This window comes from Cellulosimicrobium funkei (genome assembly GCF_004519295.1).
GTDB lineage: Bacteria > Actinomycetota > Actinomycetes > Actinomycetales > Cellulomonadaceae > Cellulosimicrobium > Cellulosimicrobium funkei.
Genome location: NZ_SOZH01000011.1, coordinates 71,589 through 84,857, shown reverse-complemented (window position 1 = coordinate 84,857; position 13,269 = coordinate 71,589). Strand labels below are relative to the sequence as shown.

At 75.8% G+C, this 13,269-nt stretch carries 11 protein-coding genes and 1 pseudogene; 9 read left to right on the top strand and 3 right to left on the bottom strand.

Annotation, left to right across the window (positions count from 1 at the left end; all coding sequences use genetic code 11):
* Positions 1-2: 2 nt before the first annotated feature.
* From sigK to E1O70_RS17530, 4 genes are all read left to right on the top strand, one after another.
* Positions 3-575 (top strand): ECF RNA polymerase sigma factor SigK, encoded by a 573-nt coding sequence (sigK, locus tag E1O70_RS17545; RefSeq protein ID WP_085951324.1) that lies wholly within the window; start codon positions 3-5, stop codon positions 573-575.
* Positions 568-1,335, top strand: a complete 768-nt coding sequence (locus E1O70_RS17540; protein ID WP_061268010.1) for an anti-sigma factor — start codon at positions 568-570, stop codon at positions 1,333-1,335. The genes sigK and E1O70_RS17540 overlap by 8 nt, the downstream gene beginning before the upstream one ends.
* A gap of 134 nt (positions 1,336-1,469) precedes the next feature.
* Entirely contained in the window at positions 1,470-2,171 is a 702-nt protein-coding gene (locus E1O70_RS17535; protein ID WP_061268009.1) for a fasciclin domain-containing protein, read from the top strand.
* A gap of 157 nt (positions 2,172-2,328) precedes the next feature.
* The gene (locus E1O70_RS17530; RefSeq protein WP_061268008.1) at positions 2,329-4,335 is read left to right on the top strand and encodes a cytochrome c biogenesis protein DipZ; all 2,007 of its coding nucleotides are present in this window, start codon (positions 2,329-2,331) and stop codon (positions 4,333-4,335) included.
* A 4-nt stretch (positions 4,336-4,339) separates the two neighbouring features.
* Here E1O70_RS17530 and E1O70_RS17525 read toward each other — a convergent pair whose 3' ends face one another.
* Positions 4,340-5,848: a DUF4232 domain-containing protein gene (locus tag E1O70_RS17525; RefSeq protein WP_128957734.1), complete on the bottom strand. Its 1,509-nt coding sequence runs from the start codon at positions 5,846-5,848 to the stop codon at positions 4,340-4,342.
* A gap of 214 nt (positions 5,849-6,062) precedes the next feature.
* Here E1O70_RS17525 and E1O70_RS17520 point away from each other — a divergent pair, with 214 nt between their 5' ends.
* Positions 6,063-6,803, top strand: a complete 741-nt coding sequence (locus E1O70_RS17520; RefSeq protein ID WP_082774512.1) for a DUF2625 family protein — start codon at positions 6,063-6,065, stop codon at positions 6,801-6,803.
* Between the two features lie 18 nt (positions 6,804-6,821).
* On the opposite strand, the gene sigJ is transcribed toward E1O70_RS17520, so the two are convergent.
* Positions 6,822-7,757, bottom strand: a complete 936-nt coding sequence (gene sigJ / locus E1O70_RS17515) for an RNA polymerase sigma factor SigJ (RefSeq protein WP_128957735.1) — start codon at positions 7,755-7,757, stop codon at positions 6,822-6,824.
* A complete protein-coding gene (locus E1O70_RS17510) occupies positions 7,754-8,512 on the bottom strand; it encodes an SDR family oxidoreductase (RefSeq protein ID WP_205688666.1) in 759 nt (252 codons plus the stop codon). Before E1O70_RS17510 ends, sigJ begins: the two co-directional genes overlap by 4 nt.
* Before the next feature lie 105 nt (positions 8,513-8,617).
* Here E1O70_RS17510 and E1O70_RS17505 point away from each other — a divergent pair, with 105 nt between their 5' ends.
* The 4 genes and pseudogenes from E1O70_RS17505 to E1O70_RS17490 all read left to right on the top strand — a co-directional run bounded on the left by E1O70_RS17505 (position 8,618) and on the right by E1O70_RS17490 (position 13,119).
* The gene (locus E1O70_RS17505; RefSeq protein WP_061268004.1) at positions 8,618-9,346 is read left to right on the top strand and encodes a GntR family transcriptional regulator; all 729 of its coding nucleotides are present in this window, start codon (positions 8,618-8,620) and stop codon (positions 9,344-9,346) included.
* A gap of 29 nt (positions 9,347-9,375) precedes the next feature.
* Positions 9,376-10,890 (top strand): annotated as a pseudogene (locus E1O70_RS17500) (MmgE/PrpD family protein); the annotation flags it as partial.
* A gap of 98 nt (positions 10,891-10,988) precedes the next feature.
* Positions 10,989-11,906 (top strand): methylisocitrate lyase, encoded by a 918-nt coding sequence (gene prpB / locus E1O70_RS17495; protein WP_061268003.1) that lies wholly within the window; start codon positions 10,989-10,991, stop codon positions 11,904-11,906.
* 79 nt (positions 11,907-11,985) lie between these two features.
* A complete protein-coding gene (locus E1O70_RS17490; RefSeq protein WP_061268002.1) occupies positions 11,986-13,119 on the top strand; it encodes a bifunctional 2-methylcitrate synthase/citrate synthase in 1,134 nt (377 codons plus the stop codon).
* Positions 13,120-13,269 lie beyond the last annotated feature (150 nt).

Below are 13,269 nucleotides of genomic sequence, written 5' to 3'. Positions count from 1 at the left end.
GGGTGCCACCTCCCGTGACGACGAACCCGGCGGTCGACGCCGCCCTCGCGGCGTGCGCCGGCGGCGACCCCGCGGCGTTCGCGCCCGTCTACGACGCGCTCGCGCCGGTCGCGTACGGCACGTGCCTGGGGGTCCTGCGGGACCCGGACCACGCGGCGGAGGTCGTGCAGGAGGTGATGGTGGAGGTGTGGCAGACGGCGGCGCGCTACGACGCGACCCGCGGCTCGGCGCGAACCTGGGTCGCCACGCTCGCCCGGCGGCGCGCGGTGGACCGCGTGCGGGCCGAGCAGGCGCGCCGCGACCGCGACCAGCGCGACGTGGACGCCTCGACGGCCGCGGCACCGCGGGACGTGGTGGTGGAGGACGTCGAGCGACGTCTCGAGGGCGCGGCCGTGCGGCGGTGCCTGGACTCGCTCACGGCGACGCAGCGGGAGGCGGTCGTGCAGGCGTACTACGGCGGGCTCACCTACCGGGAGGTCGCGGAGCGGCTCGACGCCGCGCTGCCGACCGTGAAGTCCCGCATCCGGGACGGGCTCCTGCGGCTCCGCGACTGCCTGGGGGTGCGTCGTGGCTGACCTGACCACGCCCCGCGGTGACGGCGCGGACGACCGTCCGGACGCCCGCGACCTGCTCCCCGCCTACGCGCTCGACGCGGTGGACGACGTCGAGCGGCGCGCCGTCGAGCGCCTGCTCGCGGCCGACCCCGACGCGCGGCGCGAGCTCGACGAGTACCGCGACGTCGTGGCGGCGTTCACCGTCGAGAGCGCACCGCCGCCCGCGCTGCGCGACGCCGTCCTGGCCCGCGTGGCCGCGTCCGCGGACGCGGCCCTGTCCGCCGGGGAGAGCACGGGGGGCGTCGTCGTCGACCTCGCGGCCGCGCGTCGCGCCCGCCGCCGACGCTGGACCGGGCTCGCGGCGGCCGTGGCCGCGGTGGTCGCGGTGGCCGTCCCGACCACGGTCGCGGTCCGCGCGACGCAGGAGCAGTCCCGCCTGGAGGCGCGGGCGGACGCGATCGAGCGCATGCTCGCCGACCCCGACGCGACGATCCTGCACGGCGACGTGGCGGGCGGCGGGCAGGCGTCCGTCCTCGCGGCGGGCGACGACATGTACTTCCGCGCGTCCGACCTGCCGGACGCGGGCGACGACCGTGACTACCAGCTCTGGGTGGTCGAGCCCGACGGCGCCGTCGTCTCGGCGGGCGTCCTCGACGTCCAGGACGGCAGCACGTCGCGGCTCGTCCAGGACGAGCCGGGCGTCGGCATGGCCGTGACGGTCGAGCCGGCGGGCGGCTCGGAACAGCCCACGACGGACCCGGTGGTCGCGCTCGTCGGCTGAGCGCAGCGGCCCGGAGGGGTCGGGACGCGCGCGGGAGAAACTCGTGCTGATCTCGACCCATCCACCCGGGGCGGCGCTCCGAACCCTCGGCATGACGCCCCGCACCGGCGGGGCGACGACCCGAGGAGAGACCGATGAACGTTCGCACCCGCACGTCGTACGCCGTCGCCGGCATCGCCACGCTCGCCGTGCTCGGCCTGTCCGCGTGCAGCTCGGACACGGACACGGGGTCCGACTCGACGACGACCGACTCGCAGTCCGACACCATGACGGACGACTCGACGTCCGACGACATGACCGACGACTCGACCGAGGGCTCGGACGACATGGCGGCCGACCCCGCCGCGAACCTCGTGGGCCCCGGCTGTGCCGCCTACGCGGAGCAGGTGCCCGACGGCGCCGGGTCGATCACCGGGATGTCGACGGACCCCGTCGCCGTGGCGGCGTCGAACAACCCGCTGCTCACGACGCTCACCGCGGCCGTCTCGGGTGAGCTCAACCCGGACGTCAACCTCGTCGACACGCTCAACGGCGGCGAGTTCACCGTGTTCGCCCCCGTCGACGACGCGTTCGCCAAGATCGACGCCGCGACGCTCGAGTCGCTGAAGACGGACTCCGACACGCTGACGAAGATCCTCACGTACCACGTGGTGCCCGGCCAGCTCACGCCCGACCAGGTCGTCGGCGAGCACGGGACCGTCGAGGGCGGCACGGTCGAGGTGACCGGATCGGGCGACGAGCTCATGGTCAACGACGCGGCCGTCGTGTGCGGTGGCGTGATGACGCAGAACGCGACCGTGTACCTCGTCGACTCGGTGCTCATGCCGACCATGTGACCCTCCCGGCGCGTCCAGAAGCGGGCGCGCGGTGGGCCCGCGCGAGCGGGTCCTGACGGCCCCGACCGGACGGTCGGGGCCGTCGTCGTGCGCCCGCCGACGTGCACCCGGCGCGTGGTGGACCCATCCGCGAGGGCCGCCGGTCCGAACCCCGGGCATGGAGACGCTCATCGTCATCGGCCTGCTCGGGGGACTCATCACGGGGATCTCGCCGTGCATCCTGCCCATGCTGCCCGTCATCTTCTTCGCGGGCGGCGTGCAGGGCGCGCGCACGGGGGAGGCGCCGTCGGGCACCGCGGAGACCGGGACGGGCGGCGTCTCCCCGGGGCTGTTCGCGGGCGTCCCGGACGCGGTCCGCGTCGGCGGTCGCCCGGCCGCGGGGCTGCGTGGCCGGGGTGGCCCGGTCGGCGCGCCGGAGGCCGCCGGGTCGCGGGAGGTCGCGGCGCGGCCGACGCGCGGCGGGACGCTCGCCCTCGACCTGCCGACGGGGGACGCGGCGGAGCCCGCCGCCCCGGCCGACGGTGGCCCCGGTCGCCGCGCGACGCGGCGGACCACGCGCCGCTCGTGGCGCCCCTACCTCGTCATCGCGGGCCTGGTCCTCAGCTTCAGCGTCTTCACGCTCCTCGGCTCCCTCCTGCTGACCGCGCTCGGGCTCCCGCAGGACCTGCTGCGCTGGGCGGGCATCGTGCTCCTCGTCGCGATCGGCGTCGGGATGATCGTGCCGCGCGTCGAGGAGGTCCTGGAGCGGCCGTTCCGGCGGGTCGCGGCGCTCGGGGCACGGCGCGGCGCCGCCCGCCAGGACCGCGGGGCGTTCGTGCTCGGCCTCGGCCTCGGCGTGCTGTACGTGCCGTGCGCTGGTCCCGTCCTCGCGGCGATCACCGTGGCCGGGGCGACGGGGAACATCGGCCCGGGCACCGTCGCCCTCACGGTGTCGTTCGCGGTCGGGGCGGCGATCCCGCTCCTGGTCTTCGCGCTCGCGGGACGCCGCGTCGCGGAGCGGGTCCGCGGGTTCCAGCGGCACACGCGCGGCATCCGCGTCACGGGCGGCGTCGTGATGATCGCGCTCGCGGGCGCGCTCGCGCTGAACCTCCCCGCCGCGCTCCAGCGCGCCCTGCCCGACTACACGGGTGCGCTCCAGCAGCGGGTCGACGAGAACGACGCCGTGCGCGAGGCGCTCGACCTCGGCGGGCTCGTCACCGACGAGAACCGCGAGCTGTCGAACTGCTCGAACGGCGCGCCCGTGCTCGAGGACTGCGGCACCGCCCCGGAGCTGCGCGGCATCGACACGTGGCTCAACACCCCGGGCGGCGAGGCGCTGACGCTCGAGGGGCTGCGCGGCAAGGTCGTGCTCGTCGACTTCTGGACCTACTCCTGCATCAACTGCCAGCGCGCGATCCCGCACGTCAACGCCTGGTACGACCGCTACCGCGACGTCGGCGCGGGGTTCGAGGTCGTCGGGGTCCACACGCCCGAGTTCGCGTTCGAGCGCGAGACGCGCAACGTCGTCGCGGGCGCGCAGGACCTCGGCGTCACCTACCCCGTGGCCCAGGACAACGCGTACGCGACCTGGACGGCCTACCGGAACCGCTACTGGCCCGCGCAGTACCTCGTCGACGCCGACGGGACCGTGCGCCACATCCGCTTCGGGGAGGGCGGGTACGAGGACACCGAGCGCCTGGTGCGCGAGCTCCTCGAGGACGCGAACCCGGGCGTGGAGCTGCCCGAGCCCACCGCCGTCGGCGACACCACCCCGCAGGACGAGACGACGCCCGAGACGTACTTCTCCATCAAGCGCGTCGTCAACTACGCGGGCGAGCCGCGCTACGCCGCGGGGCAGCAGGACTTCACGCTCGCCGACGACCAGCGGCAGGACACGTTCTCGCTCGGCGGCACGTGGGACGTCGACTTCCAGGGCGCGACCGCCGTGTCCGACGACGCGCGCGTGCGTCTCGCGTACCGCTCGACCGACGTGTTCACGGTGCTCGGCGGCGAGGGCACCGTCACGGCGCGCGTCACGACGGACGGGCGGACCACGACCCGCGAGATCGACGTGTCCGGCAGCCCGACGCTCTACCCCGTCCTGGAGGGCGACGGCCCGACGGAGGGTCTCGTGGAGCTCGACGTCCCACCCGGCGTCCAGGTGTTCACCGCGACGTTCGGGTGACGCGTCAGCTCGCGAGCTCCCGCGCGGGCGTCCACGACCCGATCGTCGCGGTCCCGCCGCCGAGCAGGTCGAGGCCGTCCCCGACGCCGGGGATCCCCGCGAGCCCGACGACCGACTCGGGGTCTCCCGGGTGCGGGGCCACGAGCAGCGTCGTGACGAGCGGCGGGTCGTCCGCTGTCGACCCACCGCGCCACGAGAGCGCGGCCCAGGCGGTGGCGCCCGGCGCGAGCGTGATCGGGGCGAGACCGTCGTCGTCCGGCTCGAGGAGCACGTCCGTCTCCGAGCCGTCGTCGGCGACGAAGCGGACCGCGGGCGCGCCCGCGAGGACGCACTCCGCGGTGCCGTCGTTGCGGGCCGTGACGGTGAGGAACCGGCGCCCCGCCGCGGCGTCGAACCCGAGGGCCCCGAGCGTGAGGTCGCCGGGGGCGCACGCGCCCGCGGGGGGCGTCCCGGTCGTCGGTGCGGCGGCTCCCGCGACGAACCCGGAGCGCGTCGCGGACGCGCCGCCGTCGGTCGAGCCGTGGACCTGGTACGCGAGGGTCGGGCCGGCATAGGCGGCGCCGTCGAGGGTCCGCGCGACCACGGCGGCGTCGCCCGAGGTGATGACGGTGAGCAGGGGTCTCGGCGGGAACGTGTCCCGCGCGGTCTCGTGCACGACCTGCGTCACGCCAGGTTCCGCGGCGACCTCTCCGAGCAGGGTGAGCAGCGCGTCGTCGGGGACGGACTGCCCGCCGTCGTCGTAGGTGCCGACGGCGCCGCCGGCGACACCGAGGCTCGTCAGCCCCCGGCCCTCGGCACGGACGAGCGCGGCGGCCGCGACGAGGTCCCCGGCCGCGCGGACGTCGACCGACGCGGACCCCGGGGACAGGAACACGCGGCGCACGGGGTCGTGGGCGACGAGGCGCACGGCGTCGGCCACGGCGTCGGCCCCGAGGAGCTCGGGGCGGGGCTCCCCGGTGGCCGGGTCGATGCCGCGGTCGGTGTCCGCGCCCGGGCCGTGCGCGACGGCGAACGTCCCGCCGCCCGCGCCCGTGCCCTCGACGCGGAGCGACCAGGCACCACCGCCGGGCACGGCGGCGACGATCGCGCTCGCGTCGTCGGCGGTGCGCTGCGCCTCCTCGGGTGTCGGCAGCGGACTGACCAGCGTGACGCGCGCGGACTCGCCCGCGGTCCCCAGGGCATCCACGGCCGCGACGCCGGGCAGCGCCCGCAGTCGCGCCGCGACGGCCTCGTGGTCGCTCTCGGGGGAGGTCGGCGCGGGCGTCGCGCCGGGTGCGGGGGTCGTCGGGGCGACCGACGAGGTGGTCGGGGCGGGCTGCTCGGCCGCGGTGCGCAGCGCCGCCGGCCCGACGACGGTGGCCACCACCGCGAGGACGCCGCCCACGCCCGCGGCGGCCACCGCGACGAGGGGGCCGCGCCGTCGGGCCCGTGGCGGGACCGTCCCGGTGCCGGTGCCGGTGCCGGTGCCGGGGTCGGTAGCGGGCTCGGGGGAGGGTGTGCCGTCGTCGTCCACGGCCGTGACCGTACCGGTCACCGCGACCGTGCGGGGTGGCGCGCCGACGTCCTCCCCAGGGTCCGCCCGGCGTCTTCACCGTGCCAGGGCCTACCCGGGCCGCCGCGCGGGGGAACCGGTCTTTTCGGCGCATCGACGGACGAGCCGGGCGCGTACCGACCCCGCGCTATTACCAGGACTCCTGCTGACGGGCAACATCTGGCATGATCCGGCCATGACAGTGCGGACGGCTGCGGAGCTCGCTGCGGTCGACGACCCGGCGTGGCCGACGCTCTCGCGCATGCTGGGTCGCGGCGGCGTCGAGGTCGTGCCCGCGCCCGCCTGGTCGCTCGAGGTCCTCTACCGGCTCCAGGTCACCGTCCGCTCGACCCTCGGCGCGCTCGCCCTGCACACCGGCGGGGTCCTCGTCGACGGCGGCTGGCTCCGGATCATCGGCGGGGGCGGGGCCGGGCTGCCGGACCTCGCGACCGTCAACGGCCTCGGCGAGCCGGGCGAGGACAGCGTTGCGCCGTCCGTCCTCGTCGTCGCGTACGACGTGCTCGGCGGCACGTTCGCGATCAACGGCGGCGGGCTCCCCGGCCCGCTCGGCAACGTCCACTACTTCGCGCCGGGCTCGCTCTCCTGGCTCGACCTCGGGTTCGGCCAGGCGGCGTTCCTCGAGTGGTCCGTGAGCGGGGGGACCGCCGAGTTCTACGCGCCCGTGCGCTGGCCCGGCTGGTACGACGAGATCGGCTCCGTGCGCCTCGACGAGGGCCTGAGCGTCTACCCGCCCCTGTGGTCGGAGGAGGGGCGCGACGTCGCCCGCTCGTCGCGCACCCCGGTGCCGCTCGGCGAGCTCGTGGACTGGCACTTCGAGATGGCCGAGCGCATGGCCCCGGTCGACGACTACGTGCGCGACGCCGACGAGCACCTCGACGGCTACGGCGCCTGGCCCACGGACGGCTACCGCCCCTGAGCCCCGGTCACGCCCTCGTCATGCCGGGTCCGCGTCGAGGAGGTCGGCGCGCACCGTCCCGAGCTTGTCGGGGTTGCGCACGACGTCGAGCGCCGCGACCCGCCCCCCGACGACCGTGAACGCGATCACCGTGAGCACCCCGGTCCCGTCGCGCAGGAGCAGCCCGGGCGCGCCGTTGACGTCGACCAGGCGCATCGCTTCGGGCGGCGTGCGCAGGTAGCTGAGCAGCACGGGACCTGCCGTCCCCGCCCCGCGCACGGTGTGCCGCAGCGCGCGGACCTTGCCGCCGCCGTCGCCCCGCAGCACGACGTCGGGGTCGAGCACCGCGAGCAGGGCCGGCAGGTCGGCGTCCGAGCAGGCCGCGACGAACGCCTCGACGGCGCGCGCCTGCTCGGCGCGCGTCGCGGTCCCGCGCGGCCGCCCCGCCTCCACGTCCTTGCGGGCGCGCGCCGCGAGCTGGCGGACGGCGGCGGGCGAGCGCCCGACGACGTCGCCCACCTCGTCGAACGGCAGCCCGAACACGTCGTGGAGCACGAACGCGACGCGCTGCGCGGGGGAGAGGCGCTCGAGCACGACGAGGAGGGCCATGCTCACCTCCTCGTCGAGCGTCACACGGTCGGCGGGGTCCGCCGCGTCGACGGCGCCCGCGGCGACCGGCGAGGCGGCGCCCGGGGTCGTCACGACCGGCTCCGGCAGCCACGTCCCCACGTAGCGCTCGCGGCGCGCCCGCGCGCTCCCGAGCACGTCGAGCGCGAGCCGCCCGACCGTCGTCGTCAGCCAGGCCGCGAGGTTGCGGATCGAGCCCGCGTCCTGGGTGCGCAGCCGCAGCCACGCGTCCTGGACGCAGTCCTCGGCGTCGGACCAGGAGCCGGTCGTCGTGTACGCGAGCCGCAGGAGGCGCGGGCGCTCGGCCTCGAACGCGCGCGCGAGGTCGTCCGCGGCCGGGCCGGTCACCGGGCCCCCGCCCGCTCGGCGTGCTGCGCGGCGAGCCAGTCGCGGAACGTCGTGGTGCCGCGCACGTCGGGGTGCGGGTCGGTGAGGCCGCCGGCGCGCAGCGCGCGGCCGAGCGCGCCGGGGAGCGGCACCCGGACGGGGACGGCGCGCGAGCCGGTGACGTCGCGCCAGGCGCGCGCCAGGTCGCGCAGGTCGACCGCCTCGGGACCCGCGACGGTCGTGGTGCCGCCGAGCGGGCCGCGCACGGCCGCGTCCGCGACCGCGGCGCCGACCTCGGCGGCCGCGACCGGCTGGACCGGGGCGCGCAGCAGCGGCACGACGCCCCGGCGCGCCGCGGCCCCGAGCGTCGCGGCGACGAGCTCGTGGAACTGGGTCGCGGCGACGACCGTCCACGGCACGCCCCCGTCCGCGACCTCGCGCTCCTGCGCGACCTTGGCGGCGTAGTAGGCCATCGGCACATCGTGGCACCCGACCACCGACACGAGCACGTGGTGCCGCACCCCGGCGTCGCGCTCGGCGGCGAGCAGGCGCCGCGTGCCGTCGACGACGGCCGCGCGCACGTGCCGCAACGACGTCGCGGTGTTGCTCGCGTCGACCACGACGTCGACGCCGTCGAGCGCCGCCGCGAGACCTGCGCCCGTCGTGAGGTCGACGGGGTGCTCCCGCGCGTGCCTGCTCAGCGCCCGCACCTCGTGGACGCGCGCGGCCAGGCCCGCCACGACGTGCCGACCGACGGTCCCCGTCCCACCCACCACAGCGATCCTCATACCCGGACGACGACGCGGCGCCATCCGATGTGACATCTCCAGCCTCCTCCAGAGTTGTATACAAGTGCGCAGGCCGTGTGGCACGATGGCCGGGTGACGACGACGCCCGAGCTGCGCACCGCCGTCGGGCCGGCTTCGGTGCCCGGCGACGCGGGCCTCGTGCGCCGCCAGTCCGGGGCTCGCGCGGTCTACGACCTGCTGCGCGGTCGCATCATCGACGGCTCCCTCGCGCCCGACGCGCGGCTCACCGAGCCCGTGCTCTCCGCCGAGCTCGGCGTCTCGCGGACCCCGGTGCGCGAGGCGGTGCGGCTGCTCCAGGCCGAGGCGCTCGTCGTCGAGCTGCCCACCGGGGGAGTGCGCGTCGCGCCGCTCGACCTCGCCGACGCGCGGCGCGTCTACGACGTGCGCGCCCGCCTCGAAGGCCTCCTCGCCCGGGACGCGTGCGAGCGCGCCACGCCCGACGGCGTCGCGCGGCTCGCGCGCCTCGTGACGCTCATGGACGCGGTCCGCGACCACGAGGACGAGGTGCTGCGCATCGGCGCCCAGTTCCACGGCGAGATCGAGGCGCTCGCCGACAACCGCTGGGGCTCGGCGCTCCTGCGCCAGATCCGCGGCCACGTCGACCGGTACCGCGCGCTCGCGGCTCGCCGCCGCGTGGGCACCACCGACCACGTCGACGAGCACCGCGCCGTCGCCGACGCCATCGCGAGCCGCGACGCCGCCGCCGCCGAGGCGGCGATGCGCGCCCACATCGAGCGCAGCGCCGCCCTCGCCGAGCAGTCGTTGCGCGGCGCGGGGTCGGCGACCGACGACCTCCCCTGACCACCGCCCACCGCACGACGGAGACACCGATGCCGTACACCCACCACCTGCGCGTCTACCCCAGCGCTGAGCCGCTCGACCGCACGGACCAGCTCGCGTGGAAGCTCGCCGAGCTCGCGACCGACCCCGTCGAGGTCACGCCCGAGGTCGTCGACATGGTCGTCAACCGGGTCATCGACAACGCGGCCGTCGCCGCGGCCAGCCTCACGCGCGGCCCCGCGGTCGCGGCCCGCGGCCAGGCGCTCGCGCACCCCTACACCCCGGGGTCGACGGTGTTCGGCTGCGGCCTCGAGACCCGCACGAGCCCCGAGTGGGCGGCCTGGGCGAACGGCGTCGCGGTGCGCGAGCTCGACTTCCACGACACGTTCCTCGCCGCGGAGTACTCCCACCCGGGCGACAACATCCCGCCGATCCTCGCCGTCGCGCAGCACGCCGGGTCCGACGGAGCCGCCGTCGTCCGGGCGATCGCGACCGGCTACGAGATCCAGGTCGACCTCGTGCGCGCGATCAGCCTGCACCGGCACAAGATCGACCACGTCGCGCACCTCGGGCCGTCGGCCGCCGCGGGCATCGGGACGCTGCTCGGCCTCGACACCGAGACGGTGTTCCAGGCGATCGGCCAGGCCCTGCACACGACGACGGCCACCCGCCAGTCGCGCAAGGGCCAGATCTCCACGTGGAAGGCGCACGCCCCGGCGTTCGCGGGCAAGGTCGCGGTCGAGGCGGTCGACCGCGCGATGCGTGGCCAGACGTCGCCCGAGCCGATCTACGAGGGCGAGGACGGCGTCGTCGCGTGGCTGCTCGACGGCCCGGACGCGGCGTACGACGTCGTGCTCCCGGCTCCCGGCGAGCCGAAGACGGCGATCCTCGACACGTACACCAAGGAGCACTCCGCGGAGTACCAGTCGCAGGCGCTCATCGACCTCGCGCGGGCACTGCACGACGAGCACCCGTGGCTCGCCGACCCCGAGAACGTCACGTCGATCGTCATCCACACGAGCCACCACACCCACTACGTCATCGGCTCCGGCGCGAACGACCCGCAGAAGTACGACCCGACGGCGTCGCGCGAGACGCTCGACCACTCGATCCCCTACATCTTCGCGGTCGCGCTGCAGGACGGCGGCTGGCACCACGTCGACTCGTACGCCCCCGAGCGCGCGGGCCGCCCCGACACCGTCGCGCTGTGGGCCAAGGTCACGACGGCCGAGGACCCCGAGTGGACGCGCCGCTACCACTCGACCGACCCGGCGGAGAAGGCGTTCGGCGGGCGCGTCGAGATCGAGCTGGCCGACGGCGGCCGCCTCGTCCGCGAGATCGCCGTCGCCGACGCGCACCCGCTCGGCGCGCGGCCGTTCGGGCGCGAGCAGTACGTGCACAAGTTCCGCACGCTCGCCGCGGGCGTCCTCGAGGACGCCGAGATCGAGCGCTTCCTCGACCTCGCGCAGCGGCTCCCGGAGCTCACGCCCGCGGAGGTGCGCGAGCTGACGATCGTCGGGCGGCCCGGTCTGCTCGACTCCGTGCCGACGCCGACCGGCCTGTTCGAGCTCGGTCGCGACGACGCCCCCGCGCACCCCGAGGTCGAGGGCGACGGGTTCACCATGCACGAGGCCGACGCGACCACCGAGGGAGAGGCGCGCTGATGCTGTACAGCCAGGTGACGCCGTCGGACAAGCGGCGTGGGTTCCGCGCGGCGCTCGACGCCGCGGCGACCACGGGAGAGCCGCTGCGGCTCCCGGGCGCGTTCAACCCGCTGTCCGCGCGCCTGATCCAGGACAAGGGCTTCGAGGGCGTGTACGTGTCGGGGGCCGTGCTGTCGGCCGACCTCGGCCTGCCCGACATCGGCCTCACGACCCTCACCGAGGTCGCGGGGCGCTCGCAGCAGATCGCGCGCGTCACGGACCTGCCCGCGCTCGTCGACGCCGACACCGGCTTCGGCGAGCCGATGAACGTCGCGCGCACCGTCCAGGCGCTCGAGGACGCGGGCGTCGCGGGCGCGCACGTCGAGGACCAGGTCAACCCCAAGCGGTGCGGCCACCTCGACGGCAAGGAGGTCGTCGGGCTCGACGAGGCGGCGAAGCGCGTGCGGGCGGCCGCCGACGCGCGCCGCGACCCCGGCTTCCTGATCATGGCACGCACCGACGTCCGCGGCACGATCCCCGGCGACGCCGGGCTGCGCGCCGCGATCGACCGCGCCAAGGCGCTCGTCGACGCGGGGGCCGACGCGATTTTCCCCGAGGCGATGAAGGACCTGTCGGAGTTCGAGGCCGTCGCGTCGGCCGTGGACGTGCCCGTGCTCGCCAACATGACCGAGTTCGGCAAGTCCGAGCTCTTCACGCGCCGTCAGCTCGGCGACGCCGGCGTGCGGCTGATCATCTACCCCGTCACGCTCCTGCGAGTCGCGATGGGCGCCGCCGAGCGCGCGCTCGACGAGATCTCCGCGACCGGCACCCAGGCAGGCCAGGTCGAGGGCATGCAGACGCGCGCACGCCTCTACGAGCTGCTCGACTACGCCGCCTACAACACCTTCGACGAGGGCATCTTCACCTACCGGCCCTGACGACCGGCCGGTGCCGCGCGCCCGTCGGCCGCGGCACCGGCATCTCCCCGCGACCCGTGCTGCACGAAGGAGTGACCGCATGACCATCACCGCACCGACCACCGACGCGCCCGAGATCCGCAAGGGCCTCGCGGGCGTCGTCGTCGACGTCACCGCGATCTCGAAGGTCAACCCCGAGACGAACTCGCTCCTGTACCGCGGCTACCCGGTGCAGGACCTCGCCGCCCGCCGCAGCTTCGAGGAGGTCGCGTACCTCCTGTGGCACGGCGAGCTGCCCACGCCGGAGCAGCTCGCCGAGCAGACCGCCGTCGAGCGGGCGCACCGCGCGCTGCCCGGCCACGTGCGCAACGCGATCCTCGAGCTCCCGACGACGTGCCACCCCATGGACGTCGTCCGCACCGCCATCTCCCAGCTCGGCGCGCACGACCCCGACGCCGAGGACTCCTCGCCCGAGGCCGAGCAGGCCAAGGCGGTCCGACTGTGGGCCGTGCTGCCCGCCGCCGTCGCGCTCGACCAGCGTCGCCGTCGCGGCCTCCAGCTCGTCGAGCCGCGCGACGACCTCTCCTACGCCGAGAACTTCCTGTGGATGACGTTCGGCGAGGAGCCCGAGCCCGCCGTCGTGCGCGCGTTCGAGGTGTCGATGGTGCTGTACGCCGAGCACTCGTTCAACGCGTCCACGTTCACGGCGCGCGTCATCACGTCCACGCTGTCCGACCTGCACTCCGCCGTGACGGGCGCCGTCGGCGCGCTCAAGGGGCCGCTCCACGGCGGCGCGAACGAGGCCGTCATGGCGACGTTCGCCGAGATCGGCACCGCCGACCGCGCCGCCGCGTGGCTCGACGACGCGCTCGCCCACAAGCGCAAGATCATGGGCTTCGGGCACCGCGTCTACAAGCACGGCGACTCGCGCGTCCCCACCATGCGCGCGACGCTCGACGACCTCGTCGACCACTACGGCCGCCCGGACCTCCTCGAGCTCTACACCGCGCTCGAGACCGCGATGACCGAGCGGAAGAACATCCTGCCGAACCTCGACTACCCGGCCGGCCCGGCGTACCACCTCATGGGCTTCGACACCCCGATGTTCACGCCGCTGTTCGTCGCGTCGCGCGTGGTGGGCTGGACCGCGCACGTCATGGAGCAGCGCGCCGCCAACGCCCTCATCCGCCCGCTCAGCCAGTACGTCGGCCCGGAGCAGCGCGACCTCCCCTGACTCTGCCCCTGCCCTGCCCTGCCCTGCCCTGCCCTGCCCTGCCCTGCCCTGCCCTGCCCTGCCCTGCCCTGCCCTGCCCTGCCCCTGCCCCTGCCGCTGGCCCCGCGCCCCTGCGCCGAACAGGTGGTCCTGGCGCGTCCCGTCCCCCGG

Coding starts and splice junctions, on each gene's coding strand:
- E1O70_RS17535 (WP_061268009.1), top strand. CDS start 1,470: ATGAACGTTCGCACCCGCACGTCGTACGCCGTCGCCGGCATCGCCACG.
- E1O70_RS17530 (WP_061268008.1), top strand. CDS start 2,329: ATGGAGACGCTCATCGTCATCGGCCTGCTCGGGGGACTCATCACGGGG.
- E1O70_RS17520 (WP_082774512.1), top strand. CDS start 6,063: ATGACAGTGCGGACGGCTGCGGAGCTCGCTGCGGTCGACGACCCGGCG.
- prpB (WP_061268003.1), top strand. CDS start 10,989: ATGCTGTACAGCCAGGTGACGCCGTCGGACAAGCGGCGTGGGTTCCGC.
- E1O70_RS17490 (WP_061268002.1), top strand. CDS start 11,986: ATGACCATCACCGCACCGACCACCGACGCGCCCGAGATCCGCAAGGGC.